This window comes from Streptomyces sp. NPDC048278, assembly GCF_040652195.1.
Lineage (GTDB): Bacteria > Actinomycetota > Actinomycetes > Streptomycetales > Streptomycetaceae > Streptomyces.
In genome coordinates, this window is the sequence record NZ_JBEZLP010000010.1 from 185,351 (window position 1) to 202,677 (window position 17,327).

At 72.6% G+C, this 17,327-nt stretch carries 13 protein-coding genes; 4 read left to right on the top strand and 9 right to left on the bottom strand.

What is annotated here, in order from left to right; genetic code table 11:
* Nucleotides 1–24 precede the first annotated feature (24 nt).
* Nucleotides 25–1,452 (top strand): MFS transporter, encoded by a 1,428-nt coding sequence (locus AB0D74_RS19670; protein WP_362588021.1) that lies wholly within the window; start codon nucleotides 25–27, stop codon nucleotides 1,450–1,452.
* A gap of 111 nt (nucleotides 1,453–1,563) precedes the next feature.
* Nucleotides 1,564–2,076 (top strand): hypothetical protein, encoded by a 513-nt coding sequence (locus AB0D74_RS19675; RefSeq protein WP_362588024.1) that lies wholly within the window; start codon nucleotides 1,564–1,566, stop codon nucleotides 2,074–2,076.
* A gap of 41 nt (nucleotides 2,077–2,117) precedes the next feature.
* Here the strand turns inward: AB0D74_RS19675 and AB0D74_RS19680 are convergent, their stop codons facing one another.
* Entirely contained in the window at nucleotides 2,118–2,945 is an 828-nt protein-coding gene (locus AB0D74_RS19680; protein ID WP_362588027.1) for a hypothetical protein, read from the bottom strand.
* 263 nt (nucleotides 2,946–3,208) lie between these two features.
* Here AB0D74_RS19680 and AB0D74_RS19685 point away from each other — a divergent pair, with 263 nt between their 5' ends.
* Nucleotides 3,209–4,444 (top strand): hypothetical protein, encoded by a 1,236-nt coding sequence (locus tag AB0D74_RS19685; RefSeq protein ID WP_362588030.1) that lies wholly within the window; start codon nucleotides 3,209–3,211, stop codon nucleotides 4,442–4,444.
* Between the two features lie 220 nt (nucleotides 4,445–4,664).
* Here the strand turns inward: AB0D74_RS19685 and AB0D74_RS19690 are convergent, their stop codons facing one another.
* From AB0D74_RS19690 to AB0D74_RS19720, 7 genes are all read right to left on the bottom strand, one after another.
* Entirely contained in the window at nucleotides 4,665–6,545 is a 1,881-nt protein-coding gene (locus AB0D74_RS19690) for a DUF2264 domain-containing protein (protein ID WP_362588033.1), read from the bottom strand.
* Nucleotides 6,542–7,522 carry a hydroxyacid dehydrogenase gene (locus tag AB0D74_RS19695; protein WP_362588384.1) on the bottom strand — a complete coding sequence of 327 codons (981 nt, stop codon included), beginning with the start codon at nucleotides 7,520–7,522 and terminating at the stop codon, nucleotides 6,542–6,544. Before AB0D74_RS19695 ends, AB0D74_RS19690 begins: the two co-directional genes overlap by 4 nt.
* 23 nt (nucleotides 7,523–7,545) lie before the next feature.
* Nucleotides 7,546–8,409, bottom strand: coding sequence for a carbohydrate ABC transporter permease (locus AB0D74_RS19700; RefSeq protein ID WP_362588035.1), 864 nt, complete (start codon nucleotides 8,407–8,409; stop codon nucleotides 7,546–7,548).
* Complete coding sequence (locus AB0D74_RS19705; RefSeq protein WP_362588038.1) at nucleotides 8,406–9,386, bottom strand: sugar ABC transporter permease; 981 nt, start codon at nucleotides 9,384–9,386, stop codon at nucleotides 8,406–8,408. The genes AB0D74_RS19700 and AB0D74_RS19705 overlap by 4 nt, the downstream gene beginning before the upstream one ends.
* Before the next feature lie 31 nt (nucleotides 9,387–9,417).
* Nucleotides 9,418–10,767, bottom strand: a complete 1,350-nt coding sequence (locus AB0D74_RS19710) for a sugar ABC transporter substrate-binding protein (RefSeq protein ID WP_362588041.1) — start codon at nucleotides 10,765–10,767, stop codon at nucleotides 9,418–9,420.
* Nucleotides 10,768–10,871: 104 nt separating this feature from the next.
* The gene (locus AB0D74_RS19715) at nucleotides 10,872–12,071 is read right to left on the bottom strand and encodes a substrate-binding domain-containing protein (protein WP_362588044.1); all 1,200 of its coding nucleotides are present in this window, start codon (nucleotides 12,069–12,071) and stop codon (nucleotides 10,872–10,874) included.
* 328 nt (nucleotides 12,072–12,399) lie between these two features.
* Complete coding sequence (locus AB0D74_RS19720; RefSeq protein WP_362588047.1) at nucleotides 12,400–13,596, bottom strand: MFS transporter; 1,197 nt, start codon at nucleotides 13,594–13,596, stop codon at nucleotides 12,400–12,402.
* Between the two features lie 105 nt (nucleotides 13,597–13,701).
* On the opposite strand from AB0D74_RS19720, the gene AB0D74_RS19725 reads away from it, so the two are divergent.
* Nucleotides 13,702–14,283 (top strand): TetR family transcriptional regulator, encoded by a 582-nt coding sequence (locus AB0D74_RS19725; protein WP_362588050.1) that lies wholly within the window; start codon nucleotides 13,702–13,704, stop codon nucleotides 14,281–14,283.
* A gap of 22 nt (nucleotides 14,284–14,305) precedes the next feature.
* Here AB0D74_RS19725 and AB0D74_RS19730 read toward each other — a convergent pair whose 3' ends face one another.
* Nucleotides 14,306–17,305 carry a glycosyl hydrolase gene (locus AB0D74_RS19730; protein ID WP_362588053.1) on the bottom strand — a complete coding sequence of 1,000 codons (3,000 nt, stop codon included), beginning with the start codon at nucleotides 17,303–17,305 and terminating at the stop codon, nucleotides 14,306–14,308.
* Nucleotides 17,306–17,327 lie beyond the last annotated feature (22 nt).

The following is a 17,327-nucleotide window of genomic DNA, read 5'->3' on the forward strand; positions in this document are numbered from 1 at the left end:
GCGGATGGGGATGGAGTTGGGGCCGTGGCGTTCGCGGAGTCGGCCGACGGCGGTGGGACGAAGCCCTCTCCCGATGCGGCCCCGGAACCCGGGCAACGGTCCTGGGCACCGCTGCTGGCGGTATGCGCGGGGTACTTCATGGTGATCCTGGACGTGACGGCCATCAACGTCGCCGTGCCGGTGATCGGCCGGGAACTGTCGGCCTCGCTCACCGGAATCCAGTGGATCACCGACGGATACACCCTGGTCTTCGCCGGGTTCCTGCTGACCGGTGGCGCGCTGGGTGACCGGCTGGGCAACCGGCGGGTCTTCTGTGCGGGCGTGGCGGTGTTCACGCTGTCCTCGGCCGCCTGCGCGCTCGCGTCGACCGCCCCGGTCCTGGTCGGGGCCCGGCTGGCGGAGGGCCTCGGCGCGGCCCTGATCGTGCCCGGCTCACTGGCCCTGCTCCAACAGGCCTACCCGGCGACGGCCGCACGCTCGCGGGCCTTCGGACTGTGGGGTTCGATGGCGGGCATCGCAGCCGCCGCCGGCCCGCTCCTCGGCGGGCTGCTCGTCTCCACGCTCGGTTGGCGCTGGGTGTTCCTCATCAACCTGCCCGTCGGCGTGGCCTGCCTGCTCCTGACGCTGCGGCACGTGGCACGCTCACCCCGGCGCGCCGACCGGGCCCTGGACTGGCCGGCGCAGTGCGCGGTGATCGCGACGGCCGCACTGCTGACCGCGGCGCTCAACGAGGCCGGACGGCGGGGCTGGTCCGATCCCGCCGTACTCGCCGGGCTGGGCCTGGCAGTCCTGGCCGCCGCGGCCTTCGCGGTGCGTGAGCGGCTCGCCTGCTCCCCGGTCCTGCCACCGAGCCTGCTGCGGTCCCGGGCGATGAGCGGCGGGGCCGTCATCGGCCTGCTGTTCAACTTCGGCTTCTACGGCATGGTGTTCACCGCCAGCCTGGAATTCCAGCACCAGCGCCACTTCAGCGCCCTCGGCACGGGGCTGGCGCTGTTCCCCGCGGTGGCGATGACCATGTTCGCCTCCGTCCTGTCCGGGCGGCTGACCCGCCGTACCGGCGACCGTCCGCTGGTGGTCTCCGGCATGCTCCTGGCCGCCCTGGGCCTGGCCGGCTGGGCGGCGGCGGGCGCCGACCCCGCCTATCCGCTGCTGGTGGCCCCGATGATGGCCGCGGGATTCGGTACCTCCTTCGCCCTCACCGGCTCCACGGCCACCGTGATGGGTGCCGCGCCTCCGGCGTACGCGGGTGCCGCCTCCGCCCTGTTCAACACCACCCGGCAGATCGGCAGCGCCACCGGCGTCGCGCTCGGCGGCAGCCTGCTCGCCACCGCCACCGACTACAACAGCGGCCTGCGCACCAGCATGGCCGTCGGCGCGCTGGCCTACCTGACCGCAGCGGGCCTCGCGTGGCTGTGCGTACCGACACGACCGCGAAGACCCGGGACGTCATGAGACCGTCGTAGCGGTCCGCGAAGCCCGCTCCCGCGTTCAGCGACGGTGGTTGACCGCCATCGGTGCGGGCAGGAGCCCTGGGGCGCCGGCTCATGCGACGGAAGGGGCGCGATGTCCGGGACGCATCTGGGGCATGTCGTGGGAAGGCTGCTGGACGGCGGGCCGCGGTACGGGACGGGAACCGTCCGGACCGAGGTGGCCGGGCGGCCCGCGACCCTCTGGGACGTCGACTTCCTGAAACCGGACCGCTGGCGGGCGGACGACGGCACCGAGCGGTGGGTGTGCGACGGCTCCACGCTCGTGACCACCGTTGCGGCCGGCGGCATACGCGAGGAGCGGCCGGCGCGGGCCGGCTGGGTGCCGCTGCCCTTACAGCCGTTCTTCCCGCTCGCGGCGCCGGTGTGGGGGCGCCGCGGCGACGACTGGCGGCTGTGCGAGGGGCCGGCTTCCGAGGACGGGCGGCTGGTCGTGGCGGTGGAGAGCATCCGGCCCGCCGGGCACCGCGGGCGGCTGGTCCTCGACGCCGAGCACGGTCACCTCGCGGCGCTGCTGCTGCCCGGCGTGACGGTCACGGTGACGTCGTTCGCCTACGAGCCGCCCGACCCGGCCCGCTGGCAGACCTGAGGGGGGCGTCCCGGCCGGGACGCCCCCCTGCCGGGTGCGGTCTACGCCTCCTGCCCGTTGGGGTACTTGCAGGGCACGGTCTTGTAGCAGCGGTAGTGCGGGCTCTCGAAGTCGTCGATCACCTTGAAGTAGCCGTACTCCGCGTCCCGGACCGAGCGGTCGTGCAGGTCCCAGTAGAAGACACCGGGCCCGTCGGTCGTCAGATAGCCGTCCTGCGACCAGCTGGTCTGGTAACTCGCGTTGCCGTAGAGGTCCTCCTCGACCGTGCGGTCCGGCCAGAAGGAGATGTCCTCACGGCTGCGGACGTCGACGTCGACGGTGACCGAGCGGTTCTCCAGCTGGGTCCAGCTGAGGTTGAAGTAGTGGTGGCGGAACTGCAGGCCGATCCGGCTGGTCATCTTGACCCAGCTGATGAACTCGACCTCCCCGTTGGTGACGATGGCGTAGAACAGGTTCTCGTCGGTGTGGGCGTGGTACTGGTCGTCGATGTACCAGTCGCCGTACATCGGCCGTACGGTGCCGTCCCCCGCGTCGGTGCCCGCCACGTCCGCGGCCTCGCGCTGCTCGGCGGCCGGGCCGAGGCCCGTCACGTCGGCCGTGCGGCCGGTGTGCAGGCCGTACACGAGCGTCCGCGTGGTTCCGCGGGACGGGACGGTGGCGGTGAGGACGTCGTCGGTGCAGGCGACGTGGGCATTGCGCGCGGACCCCGGCACGACCTTCGTGGCCGCGTCGGTGCAGGTCTGCGCCGCGGCCGGCAGCGACCCGCCCTCGTCCGTCCGCGGCGCGGCCCCGGCGGACGGTACGACGACCGCCCCGAGCGCCGCCGATAACGCCGCCGCCACCGCGATACGTGATGTCCTTGTGCGCATAGGAGGTTTCCCCCTTCTCCTGATGTCACGGAGAAGCCAGCGTTGCAGGCGCATGACACCAACCGATGGGGAAAGCGTCTGTCCGCGGGGCGGGTTCGGTGGCGGCTTGGTGACCAGCCCGGTTTCAAGCGGCACAGATCACTCCGCTCGGCTCGCGGGTATCTCCGCTGACCGGGTGAACCGGAGCCGAGTCGCACCTGCGGTGCCCACCGGGGCCGCTACGAAGATCACGTCAGGTTCGTGATCTTCGGAAGGACCCGTTCGTGCACCTCTCTCGCACAGGACGCAGGCTTGCTGCCGCGCTCTGCTCGCTCGCCGTCGCACTGGCCCCGGTCACCGCCCACGCGGCTGCTCACGGCACCGACCACGCCCGGGTGAAGCAGGAGAAGCGGCTGAAGTCGTGGGGCAACAACCGCGCCGGGCAGCTCGGTGACGGCACCTGGACCGACTTCCGTACGACGGCGACCACGGTGCTCGGGCTGACGAGCGCCGAGGTGGTGAAGATCGCCGCGGGCGGTGGTGGTTCCGCCACCGGTCACGGACTGGCCCTGCTGACCGACCGGACCGTGCAGTCCTGGGGCGCCAACGGGTCGGGGCAACTGGGCGACGGCTCGGTGTTCAGCCACAACGCGCCCGGCCAGGTCGTCAACCTCTCCAACGCCCGGGACATCGCCGCAGGCGGTTGGCACAGCCTGGCGCTGCTGGACGACCAGACCGTGGTGGCCTGGGGCCGCAACAACTACGGGCAGCTCGGCAACGGCACCAACATGGACAGCAGCGTCCCGGTCCGGGTCGAGGGCCTCAACAAGGTGGTCGCCATCGCGGCGGGCCTCAACCACAGTCTGGCCCTGCGCGAGGACGGCACGGTGTGGGCCTGGGGCTACAACATCAACGGCCAGCTCGGCGACGGCACTTCCGCCAGCCGCAACGTCCCCGCGCCGGTCAGCGGCCTGACCGGCGTCACCCGGATCGCCGCCGGCTGCAACCACAACCTCGCCCTGGTCGGACCCCCGAGCGGCAGCAGGCCCACCAGCGGCAACGCGGTCAAGGCGTGGGGCTACAACGCCACCGGCCAGCTCGGCGACAACAGCACCATCAACCGCTACACCCCGGTCGACACCCAGGGCATCTGGCTCGGCGGCGTCTCCCAGGTCGCCGCGGGCTGCAACCACAGCATGGCTGTGACCGACAGCGACAACAAGCTCAAGGTGTGGGGCCAGAACACGTCCGGGCAGCTCGGCGACGGCACCACCGACTACCGGATCACCCCCGTCCCGGTGCCGGGGTTGAAGGGCGTCCAGCTGGTGGCCGGCGGCCGGGAGCACACCATCGCCCTGATCGGCGACAACACGGTCCGCTCCTGGGGCAACAACAGCTCCGGCCAGCTCGGCAACGGCACCACCACCGACAGCAGCACCCCGGTGACCACGCTCACGGCCCTGACCGGCGTCGACAAGATCGCAGCCCCCGTCGGCGGCGACTTCAGCCTCGCCAACTGAGCGGATCCTCACGGGAAGCAGGCAGTCCCAGACCCTCCACCCCGAGAGGGCGGCACGCTCGACGGGCAGACGGCCGACTGAACCCCACTGGGCGCCCCGCAGCCGCGTGCTGCGGGGCGCCCAGGCGTTGTCCCACCGCCGACAACGGCTACCGCGGTCCGGGGCCGCGGTCGGGATCGGTGCGTACGGACGGCAGGCTGTGCCGGCCGCGGGCGGGCCGTCACTCGCGGGTCGTTGTGACGCGGAACGGCTCGAAGGACACCACCGTCTGCGGTCCCTCGGCCCAGCGCACGCGCAACTCGTGGTCCGCGCAGACGACTTCGGCCACGGCGTCGGCGAGCGGCGGCGCCTCCGCGTCGCCCCCCAGGGCGGCCAGCGCGGCGAACACCGCGGTTCCCCGGACGTCCGCCGACAGCCGGGGCACCTGCACCCACGGCTCGTAGGCGGTGCCCTCGGGGGCGCGCACCTGGTCGCGCCCGCTCCAGCCGTACAGCCCGGTCAACTCGGAGCGCACCGCTTCGGCCGCCCAGCCGGTGAGGGTGACCCGTGCTCCGGGCGGTGCTCCGACCACCCGGTGGATCCGCAGTTCGTGGCGGCCACGTGCCACGGTCACGCTCTCCACGCGCAGCCCCGGCACCATGGGCGGGCCGGATGCGAACACCGGCCGGTGCGAGGAGGCCGCCCAGCCCCATCCGTCACCCTGCCCGGCGCCGAGCGGACGGATGCGCCGGCGCACGCTCGCGACGCCGTCGACCTCGACGGACAGATGGTTGTCGGCGATGTTGGCCCGGGACGTGGGACCGGTGTGGGTGGAGTACGCCTGGCGGCCGTACAGCGCGTCGTCCGCTGCCGCGGACTCGCCCTCGTGCGGCCGGACATGGTCGCTGCCGTGGTTGTGGAGGCGGACGATCCCGTCCGAGCCGGTCGACTGTACGAGCAGCCCGGGCGCGGGCAGCGCCAGCACCCGGTCGGGGCCCTCGCTCGGCGCCGGTTCCTCGGTCGCCGTCCACAGTGGATGATCCTGTGGCGCGAGCAGGGCGACGAAGGCCTTCGACGCCCAGTAGGGGGAGGCGGGTCCGGAGTAGTCCTGCAGGGTGGCGGAGTGCGGGCCGTGCCATCCCAGGCTGAGAAGCCCTGCGTCGGTCACCGCGCCCCGGTCGAGGAAGTAGCGCAGACTTCCGCTGATCAGGCGGCGGGACGCGCCCGGGGACACAGGGGTGTGGCCGGTGACGGCGCCCAGGCCGACCGCCGCCGTCGCCGCGAAGCGGTAGGTCAGCGAGCGCCCGAAGTGGATCGGGGCCCCGTCCGCGCCGAAGAGCAGCGAGAAGCCCTCCAGGTGCTCGCGCAGCCGGGGCCCGAACCGTTGTGCGAGCACCGGATCGCCGGTCAGATGGGCCTGGAGCAGCGGATACAGGTGCAGGGCCCATCCGTTGTAGTGGTCGAAGGCCCGTCCGTCGCCGTCCGCGTACCAGCCGTCGCCCCGGTACCAGGTCTCCATCAGGTCGAGCGCCCGCTCCCTGGCCCGCGCGGTCGTCTCGTCGCCACGGCCGGCCGACTCCAGGAACGACGCCACCGTGAACGGGAAGAGGTACCAGTTGTTCGGCGCGGGAGTGTGCGTGAGGGCGCCGCGCAACCAGGCCTCGGCCCGGTCCTGTACGTCACCGTCGAGCCGGTCCCACAGCCACGGCCGGGTCAGGGACAGGCCGAGGGCCACCGACGCCGACTCGACCATCGGCTGGCCCTGCACATGATGGTCGAGGACCGACGGCCAGGACTCGGCGTCGTCCCGGCCCGGGGTGCGGGTGCCGGCCGCGAGCCCGGCCGCGTACCGCTCCAGCCAGCCGCGCGGGTCCTTGCCGCCGGCGCCCGCGACACGGAAGCCGGCCGCCAGGAACGTACGGGCATAGCCCTCCAACCCGTCCGACCTGACGCCGGACTTGGAGGGGCGCCCCGGCAGGTCGAGCAGGGCGCCGCCCGGAGTGGCCCAGCACCAGGCGGCACCGAGCAGTCCGTCGGCGACCGCCTCCCAGTGCGCGCGGGTGTATCCGGTGCCCGGGCTCAGCACCCGGTCCTCGGCGGGAAGAGCGAACGGGATGCTCATGCCAGGAACGCCAGCCTTTCGCGTCGTACGGGATGGGCGAAACCGTCGCCCGCGGCCCACCGGGCGACCTCGCCCACGGCCGTGTCGGCGAGCCGGCGCCACTCGTTGCCCTGGGAACCGGCCAGGTGCGGGGTGATCAGGATGTCCGGGCAGTCCCACAGGGGATGGTCGGCGGGCAGTTCGTCGGGGTCCGTCACATCGAGCACCGCCCGGATGCGGCCCGCGCGCGCCACGTCGACGAGCGCGTCCTGGTCGACGACCGCGCCGCGCGAGGTGTTGATCAGTACGGCCCCCGGGCGCATCCCCTCCAGCAGGTCGCGGGCGACCAGTCCGCGGGTGGCGGGGAGCAGCGGTGTGTGGACGGTCAACAGGTCGGCACGGGCGAAGAGTTCGGGCAGCTCCACCCACTCCACGCCCAGTGCCGTGGCCTCGGGCCCGGTGACGTACGGGTCGTGCAGCAGCACCTCGTAGTCGAAGGGCCGCAGCAGTTCGATGACGCGGCGGCCGATCAGGGAGGCGGAGAGGATGCCCACCGTGCGGCGGTAGTTGCCCACCGTGTCCGGGACGCGCAGCCAGTCCTCGCGTTTGCGGGCCCGCCGGAAGTCACGGGCGCGTTCCAGTACGTGTTTTCCGTGCAGCAGGATCATGCCGAGCGTGTACTCGGCGACCGGCAGCGCGTTGGCGGCGGCTGCCGACGACACTTCGATGCCCCGGTCCCAGCAGGCGTCGGTGACGTGCCCCCGCACCGAACCGGCCGCATGCACCACGGCCCTGAGCCGGGGCGCCGCGGCGAGCACGGCCGCGTCGAGCGGCGGGCAGCCCCAGCCGGTGACCAGCACCTCGACGCCGGCGAGGACTTCCCGCGCGCGGGGTGCCGTCAGGTCGTCGAGGACCGGACCCGGTGCCAGGTCGCAGACCTCCGCGAGCGCGGCCGGTGACGGCGGGGCGAAGACCGCTGCCGCCGCCGCGGGGGACATGGCCAACGCGGTTCGGGGCTTGTTCACTTGACCGCCCCCGCCGTCAGGCCGGAGCGCCAGAACCGCTGAAGGAAGGCGAAGGCGAGGATGAGGGGGAGGACGGCGAGAAGCGAACCCATGATCACCACCGGGTAGTACTCGGGCGAGACGGTCGCCTGGCTGTTCCACTGGTACAGACCCAGGCTGACGGGATACAGGTCCTGGTTGGACAGCATCACCATCGGCAGGAAGAAGTTGTTCCAGATCGCCGTCAGCTGGAAGAGGAAGACGGTGACCAGGCCGGGGCCGAGCATGCGCAGCGACACCCGTACATAGGTGGTCAGTTCGCCGGCGCCGTCGACGCGTGCCGCCTCCAGGACCTCGTCGGGCACATAGCCCTGGGTGAAGATGCGGCCCAGATAGACGCCGAACGGGTTGAACAGGACGGGGATGAACACCGACCAGAAGGTGTTGACGACACCGGTCTCGGACGCGATGAGGTACAGGGGCAGCGCGAGGACCGTCTGGGGGACCATGACGGCCGCCAGCACCAGGCCGAACAGCTTCTCCTTGTGCCGGAAGCGGTACTTGTCGAAGGCGTACCCACAGGCGATGCTGATCAGCGCGCCGAGCGCCGCGCCCAGGACGGCGTACAGCAGGCTGTTGCCGTACCAGCGGCCGTACAGCCCGCCGTCCATCGCGAACAGGTCCTTGACGTTCTGGACGAGGGAGAAGTCCCTGAACGACAGGATGCTGCTGCTGAACAGGGCGTCCCGGGACTTGGACGCGGCGAGCACCAGCCACAGCACCGGCAGCAGCGTGTAGAGGACGGAGACCGCGACGACGACGTTGACGGTCGCCCGGCCCAGCAGACGGGGGCGCGGCAGCGGGGAGTCCGTGACGCTCATCGGGCGTTCTCCTTGGCCGAGTCGACGCGGTTGGTCCAGCGGGTGACCCCGTAGGACAGGGCGATGGTGATGAGCAGCAGGACCACCGACGCGGCAGCCGCCAGGGAGTAGTTGTTGCGGCTGAAGGCGGCGTCGTAGATGTACATGCTGGGCGAGAACCGGCTGTTGATCATCTGCGAGGACTGGTGGAGCAGCATCGGCTCGGTGAACAACTGCAACGCCCAGATCAGGGTGAACATCGCGACCATGACGACGGACGAGCGCACGAGAGGTGCCTTGATCTGGAGCGCGGTGCGCACGGGCCCGGCGCCGTCGACCACGGACGCCTCCAAGACCTCCGCGGGGACCGCCTGCAGGGCCGCGTAGAAGACGACCATGTTGTAGCCGAGGTTGCTCCACAGGGCGATGTTCACGATCGACGGCAGGGTGGTGTGCAGGCCGAGGAAGTCGACGGTGACGTCGGCCTTGCCGAGCGCCTCGATCACCGGGCTGATGCCGGGCGTGTACAGGTACAGCCAGATCAGGGCCGCGATGATGCCGGGCACCGCGTGCGGCAGGAACAGGCCCAACTGCGCCCAGGAACGCAGCCGTACGACACCGGAGTCGAGCAGCAGGGCGAGCGCCAGCGACCCGATCACCATCAGCGGGATGTAGATCACGCAGTACAGCCCGACGGTGCCGAGTCCGGACAGGAACGTCGGGTCCGTGAGCACGGCGGCGTACGAGCGCAGGCCCACGAACACGGTGCGTTCCGGGCCGAATCCGAGGCCCGGCTCGTCGGCGCTGAAGAAGCTCAGCCACACCGCGGTGCCGACCGGGATCAGGAAGACGAGCGTGAGGAGAACGAAGAACGGTGTCATCAGGACGCCCGCGGCGCCGTTGCGGCGGCGCTGCGCCGAGCGCCGTGCCCTGCGTCCGGAGACGTCCGCCGCAGTTGCGGCGGCCTGGGCGCTCGCCGTGGGTGCTGTCGCGGTCATGGGGGTCACCTGCCTTTCGGGGTGCGGGCGTTCACGTCGTGTGCCGGCTGGTGGCGAGGCCCAGCGCCTTGAGGTCGGGCATCGTGCCGTCCTGCGCGGCCCGCATGGCGGACAGGATCGTTCCGGAGCCGGCTCCCGCCCGGGCGAACGCGTCCTGCATGACGGAGCCGGTGGCGGTCATCCGCGGGCCCCACACCCACCCGTCGCGGATCTTGTGGGCCTCCTGCTCGAACAACTGGTAGATGTCCTGGCCGCCGTAGTACGAGCGGTCGAACGCGGCGCGTCCGACCGGGACGAGTCCGGTCGCGGCCGGGTACTGGCTGCTCGCGCCGCTGGACAGCCGGGCCCTGAGGGAATCGGGATGCGCGACCTGCCATTCGATGAACTCCATGGCAGCCTCGGGGCGCCTGCTGTCCTTGGTGACGGCGAACGTCGAGCCGCCGTGGGTGCCGAGCGCCGGCCGGTCGGGGGTCCACTGGGGAAGCGGGGCGATGCGCCACTCGCCCTTCTGCTCGGGACGTGCGTTCATCTGCGCCCCCGCGTCCCAGGCGCCGCTGAGCCGGGTCAGCACCAGGCCGTTGCCGATCTGGGCGTCGGAGACACGGGCGCTGGAGGCGTTGCAGTAGACGAGGTCCTCGTCGATGAGCCGCTGCCAGTACGCGGCCACCTTCCGTGTCGGCGCGTCCGCCAGGGAGACGTTCCACGCCCCGGCGGAGGTGTCGAACCACTGCGCCCCGGCCTGCCAGCACCAGGCGGCCATCTGCGTCATGCCGTCGGTGGGGAAGGTGGTGATCCTGCGGTCCCCGCCCGTGCGGCGCACCGCGCGGGCCAGTTCGGCGTACTCGTCCCAGGTGGTGGGGACGTCGAGCCCGAACCTGTCGAACAGGTCCTTGCGGTAGTGCATCACCATGGGTTCGATGTCGAGCGGCACGCTGTAGGTGCGCCCCTCGAAGGTCGTCTGGCCCAGCGACTGCGGCAGCAGCTTCGCCCGCAGGCCGTCGCTGATCAGCGAGGTGATGTCGCGGGTGACGCCGTCGATGGCGAAGCCCGGCAGTTGGGGATACTCGATGGTGGCGACGTCGGGCGCGTTGCCCGCCCGTGCCGCGTTGCTGAGTTTCAGGTACCCGCCCTGCGCGCCGGAGGGTATCTGCTCGAAGTCCACCCGGAGGTGGTCGTGCGTCTTGTTGAACGCGTCCACCACCTGCTGGCTGCCGCGCAGCGCGGACCAGAACGTGATGGTGGTCGTGGCTTTGGTACCGGACTTGCTGCTGCCGGATCGGGCGGACGCGCTGTCGTTCCCGCTGCAGGCGCTCAGGGCTCCTGACAACGGCAGCGCGGTGATCGCGGCGAGCACGGATCGACGGCTCTGTCGACCAGGCATGGGTGCCTCCCGCGGCTCCTAGCGTGTTCGAGTCACGGGAATACTGATCGGCTGAGCGAATATGGTCAATAGATCGCTCACAAATGAATTAAACGCGCAAACGCTCATTCCGGCAGGAGAGTTGACTCACCAGGGGCCGCAGGGGCCGCAGGGGCCGCAGGGGCCGCAGAGGCCGCAGCTGGCGCGGATGCCGCCGCGGTGTGCGGTGCCTGGGTCGACCCGCGGACCTTCAATACCGGGAGCAGCTCCAGTCGTTGCACCGGAGCGTCGGCCCCGCGGGGATCCCGTGGGCCGAGCCTGCGCAGCAGCAGTTCCGCCGCCGCGCGGCCGACGGCCGCCCTCGGCGGGGACACGGCGGTCAGCGGTGTGCTGCCCAGTGCGGCGACCACGTCGTCGTACGCGATCACGGAGCAGTCCTCCGGCACCCGTACGCCGTTGTCCCGCAGCGACTGCACCAGCATCAGCGCGTCCACGTCGCCGTGCAGCACGGCCGCGGTCGCCCCCAATTCGGCCATCAGCGGACGTAGTTCCACTGGCGGTTCCCCGGCCGCCGCCGCACGGTCCGGTACCGCCCCCGGTGAACTGAGCGTCACGGCCCACTTGTCGACGCCCGGGTGGCCCGCCGCGATCTCGGTGAACGCGGCACGGACGGCGCGCGCCGTCGGGCTGTCGTCGCGGGCGGCGAGCACGATCCGCCGGTGCCCCAGCCCCGCGAGGTGGTCCACGGCGAGACGGATTCCGTACCAGTGGTCGGTGCACACGGTGTCCACGGCGTGCAGCGCGCTGCCGCGCCGGGGCCTGCGCTCCATCAGCACCACGGGCACGTCCAGCCGCGACAGCCAGGCGTAGTCCGCCTCCTCCGTGTCGCGCCTGCGCCAGCGCGGAGCGATCAGCAGACCCCGCGCTCCGTCCGCCAGCGCCCGCTCCACGAGCGGCTGCTCGGCCCCCGGGACGGGCGGCGCGATGTGCAGCGCGATCCTGACCCCCGCCTCCTCGAACAGGGTCCGGGCGCCGTGCAGCGCCTCGTACAGATACGCGTGGCGCTCGGGCACCACGACCGCGATCGGACCGCCGTCGACGGACGGCGGCCACGGCGCCTCCGCCGGTTCGGCCTCGGCCACCAACGGCCGGGCCACGCCATGGCCCCGCCGCAGCCTGCCCTCTCGGGCCAGCTCCTCCACGTCGCGCCGGAGCGTCGCCACCGACACCTGGAGCTCCGCGGCGAGATCGGTGACCCGCGTCGCACCGCGCGCCTGCACCGCGGCAAGGATCCGCTGCCGTCTGAGGTCGGCCGGCTCGCGCATGATGGCACCCCCACACCCGTTGTTCGTTTGAGCGAGTCGCTGAGCGCTTCGTCGGCAGCATACCCAGCGCTGTCCCGGCGCCGTCCTCCGCGCCGGGGGACATGAGGGCGCGGGATCGGGTCATGCGGAGGGGCGACGCCGGGGCTGTACGGCGTGCCGTCGGGGTGCGGGAGCCCCACCGGGAGAGTCCGTGGGCACCGGGGCCGGGAGGCTGGGCATGCAGGAGGACGGTGACCTGGTGGTCTGCGACCAGGACGGCACCCGGCGCCCGCGCCCCCGCCCCCGCCACACCCCGGGCTCGCGTCCGGCCAACTGTCGGGCACCGCCCTCAGGCACCCGCCGGTTCCGGTTCGCCCGTCTCCCGGGGCGACCGGGCGGCCGGGGTGGCGAAGGCCGCCGCGACGACGAGGACGAGCACCAGGATCAGGGCGTGCCGCAGTCCGAAGTGCTCGCCGAGGTAGCCGAGGGAGGGCGGGCCCACGAGGAAGGCGACGTAGCCGACGGTCGCGGCGAGTGCGACGCGGGCGGCGGGGTCGGCACCGGAATCGCCGGCCGCGGACAGCGCCACGGGAAACCCGAGGGACGCTCCGAGGCCCCACAGGACGGCGGCGGCAGCCGCGACCGCCTGGTTGTCGACGAAGATCACGAGGGCGAGTCCGGCGGCCCCGACGACCGCGCTCCCGCACAGCGCCGCCGCCCGCCCGAACCGGTCGACGAACCGTCCGCCGACGAAGCGCCCCACGGTCATCGCGGCGGCGAAGACGGCGTACACGGCCGAGCCCAGCGCGGCGTCGAAGCCGTGGCCGTCCACCATGACCAGCGGGAGCCAGTCGTTCGCGGTGCCCTCGGCCATGGCGAGCGCGAGGATGACGCAGCCGATGAGGAGCAGCGCGGGATCCTTCCAGACCGCCGCGCGCGGCGCGCCCGTGGTACGGCGTCCGGCGGCCGTCTGCCGGCCGACCTCGACGGGGACCTGCCGGATGACCAGGGCGAGTGCGCCGAGCACCACCGCGGCGACGACGAGGAGATGGACGAGGACGGGGAAGTCGACCGCCGTCAGGCACATGCCGGCGACCGCCCCGAGCACGGTGCCCAGGCTGAAGAAGCCGTGCATGGCGGGCAGCGTGGAGCGGCCGAGCAGCCGTTCCACCTCGGCGCCTTCGATGTTGAGGGCCACCTCGCCGCCGCCCATGCCGAGACCGAACAGCCCGAGGCCCAGCGCGACACAGGCCCCCGAACCGACGGCGGCGCCCACCCCGACCACCACGGCGCCGGCGGCGACGGCCGACGTGCCGGCCAGGATGACGAGCCGGGCACCCCAGCGGGCCACGACCGTGCCCGAGCACAGGATGCCGAGCATCGAGCCGACCGAGAGCCCGAACAGGATCAGGCCCATCTGCGCCGTGGAGGCGCCGAGCAGGTCGCGCACGTCCGGGGTGCGGGTGACCCAGGAGGAGATGGTCAGCCCGGGTGCGAAGAAGAGGACGAAGACGGCGGTGCGACGCCGGGCGAGGTCAGAGGTCATGGTCGGTGGCTCCAGCGGGGTCCGTACACAAGTCTGTACGACCGTACACACTACTTGTACGTCTGTACACACTCGGCGGTGGGCAACCCATGGCACATTGAGGGCGTGAGCGGCACACGACGTGAGGTCCCGAACGATCCCGGACGCAAGGAGCGGATCCTCGATGCAGCCCTGGACGTGATCTCCGAGAGCGGCGTCCACAGGACCACGCACCGCAGGATCGCGGCGCGGGCGGACGTCCCGCTGGGTTCGCTCACCTACTACTTCGACGGCATGGCGGACCTGCTCGCCCAGGCCTTCGCCCGGCTGTCGGACACCATGTCGGGGCTCTACCGGCGGACGCTGCAGTCCGCCGCGTCCACGGCGGAGGCCGAGGCGGCCGTCGTCGAGCTGATCTGCGGCCCGGCCTACGCCACGGAACGCGACATGACCCTCATCTTCGAGATGTACGCCTACGCCAACCACAACGAGGCCGTCTCCGCCACGACCCGCACCTGGCTCGAACGCAGCAGGGACAGCCTCGCCCTGCACTTCACGCCCGGAGTGTCCCGCGCCCTCGACGCGCTGATCGAGGGCTGGCCGATGCACCGGGCCTTCGCCGACGCGCCCCTGGACCGCCGGCTGGTCACCGAGACGGTCCGCGCGATCGTCGCCGCCGACCCGCGCCTGTCCACGGACGCCCGCTGAACGGCGTCGCCCTCTCCCCGGTTCAGGCCACGGCCCGCTGGACGTAGGGGACGAGCAGGACCGGTCCGACGAGACCGTACGCCTGGCGTGCCGCCGTCCCGAACACCGCCGGGTTGCTGACCCGCAGCCGGTTGAACAGCGGGGTGGCGACCTCGACTTCGACTGTGTTGGCGCCCGGGCGGAGCAGGCCGCCGAGGTCCACCTCGGGGTTGAGGCGGTCGACGGGGCCGACCCGGGTGCCGTTGACGGTGACCCGGCAGGTGTCGGCGACACTGCCGAGTCGCAGCACGGCCCCGGTGGAGGAGGTCCAGTTCCCCGGCAGGGTGACGGCCGTCCGGTAGCGGCCGATGCCGCCGACGTCGGCCAGCTCCGGGAGCTGCGACCAGGGCAGCAGCGCGTCGAGGACGAGGGTGTGCCCGACGACCTCGGTGCCGGTGGCGTCGGCGCCGGGCCGCCAGTCGTCGACGGTGAGCGTCCACCGGTCGAGGGTGACGGGCGCGGGCACCTCGGGGATCCGTGCGGTGACCGTGCGGCCGTCCGACAGGGTGGTGGCGTACGTACCGGCCGCCGTCGCGCGTACGGTCAGCGAGCCGTCCGCGAACAGCACGCCGTCCGCCTCGGTCGCCACCGCGTGCGGACGGGCTCCGGTACGGTCCCCGAACGCGGCGGGCCGCGCCAGCGCGACGACGAGCGTCTCCCCGGGCTGGAGCGCCACCCGGAACGTGAACGCGTCCCCGTCCCGGGTGTACTGGGCGAGCCGGGTGACCCGCCCGGTCCAGGGGTCCAGGAGGTAGGGGACCGTGCCGGAGCCGGCGCGCCGGGTGCTGCGGACCGTCACGTCGTGGTCGACGGCGGCCACCGGCGGCTTGACGGTCTCGGCGTGCTTGCCGTTGCAGAAGTAGTAGAAGTCGGCGTCGTCGGTCGCCCGGTGGGCGTTGAGAAGGGTCGAGGACGCGCCGTAGACGACGTCGGGCGTCACACCCAGGTCCGCGAAGGCCGCGCCGACCAGGGTCTTGTCGGCGACCTTGCGGACGTTCGGCAGGGCAAGCAACCGGGCCGTGAGAGAACGCAGTTCGTCGGTCTCGGCGTCGTCCGGGAGGCCCGGGGTGAGGGCCTGGTCGAAGGCGCCGAACAGGACGGTGGGCAGCCCGGCCCGGGCGAACGCGAGCAGCTTGCGGGCGTCGGCGACGGCCAGCGTCGGGCTGGAGCCGTAGAAGAAGTCGCCTTCGAGGAACAGCGCCTTGTAGGCGGGCCCGTCCGGCGCGAGCCGCCCCCCGGACACCCTGGCCGCGGGCAGGTCGAGCAGCGGCCCGCTGAGGAACTGGTGGGTCCAGCCGAGCGGGACGCCGGTGGAGGTCAGCCAGGACGCGCCGATGCCGGTCGCGCTGTAGCCGGTCTGCCGGAAGACGGCGACATCGGCGCGGACGGTGCCGGACTGGAGCACCTGGTGCACGCGCCCGAGGTAGCGGGCGATGTCCGGGACGTGCCGCCAGGTGGGCTGGCGCGGCCCCCAGGACTCGCCGTACCCCACCGCCCCGTTGTAGGGGCTGAACGCGGCGAACCCGGGCCAGGCGACCCCCGGCGCCGTCGCGTAGGAGAAGCCGTGGACCACGGTCTGGTTGACGCCCGCCGCGTACGCGCCGCCCATGGTGCGCAGGAACCTGTCCCAGGTCGTGTTGTAGGCGCCGCCCGCGTACGCGCCCGCCTCGCAGGACAGGACGCGGTGACCGGCCATGTCCCGGCCGCCGGCGAGACAGCGGTAGTCGTCCAGGTTCTTGAAGCCGAGCGACTCGCCCTCGGGGATGTCCAGGAGGGCCGCCGAGGCGATGGCGTCGGTCTGCAGCCCGTACGGCTGCGAGCGCAGCTGCATGCCGTGGCCGTGCGCCCAGTCCCGCAGCGCCCCGAGATGGTGCTCGTTGAACAGGTTCGACACGGTCTCCCAGAAGTCGTGCCGGATCTCCTGGGTGAGCCGGGCCTCGAAGGCGAAGATCTGGTTGCCGTTGTCGAGGACGACGGCCGGCAGGTACGGCAGCAGGTCGCGCCCGGTGTGCCGGCGGAACGCGTCGGGGAGCGCGGGCGTCCACTGCAGGCCCTTGGTCTCCAGCTCGACGGAGTCCTCGAAGAAGGCGCCGCCCGCCGAGCCGAGCAGTCTGCGCAGGCCGGCGTCGAGGATCTCGCGGTCCCAGTACCGGGTGACGGCCGCGGTACCCGCCGCGCTGAAGTGGTCGACGACGTACGCGGCGGGGGACGAGTGCGGGCCCGCCTCGGGCTGCTGCCCCGACCCCCGCTGCCAGTACGCCAGGATCACCCAGGTCGCCGAGTCCGGCGGGGTCCAGGCCAGCCTGCCGTCGGACACCCGGTCGGTCAGGTCGGTGACGCTGTCGACGTCCAGGCCGGTCGCCTTGCCGCTGGAGTAGGCGGTGTCGACCCGGGCGGCCTGCACCGCGACCAACCGCTGCACGGTGACTCCGGAAGCCGCCGCGTAGACCGGGGCAGGCACCGGCCCGTCGTACCCGGCGCCGCCCGTCAACGTGACCTTGCCGTAGGCGAGTTCCTTGACCGCCGCGTCGTCGTCGGGGGTGACACCCGGTACGGCGACGGGCCAGCTCGGGCCGAGGGTGAGGTCGACGGTCAGTCCGCGCCGGGCCGCCTGCCGCAGTGCGGCCCGCACGCCCTCGCGCCAGGGAGCGCTGCCCCAGCCGTGACGGCCGGTGTCCAGCACGGAGGTGTCGGCGATGCTGTGGTGCACGGCCGCGATCTCGGCCCCGCCGAAGCCCGCGTCCGCCATCTGGTCGATCTCCCGCGCGATCTCGGCCGGATCGACCAGCCCGTCCGGCCACCACCAGCGGAACTTCGGCCGAACGGCCCCGGCGGGCCGGGCGAACCAGTCGGCGGCGGGTCCGGCCCCGCCGGTGAAGGCGTCCGCCGCCGGCCCGAGGGCGGCGAGGGCACCGGCCGCCAGACCGGCCGCGAGCACCGTCCGGCGGGTCGCCCCGCCGCGCTGAGAGGAGGATTCGAGCATGGTGCGACCCCAGCCATGTGGA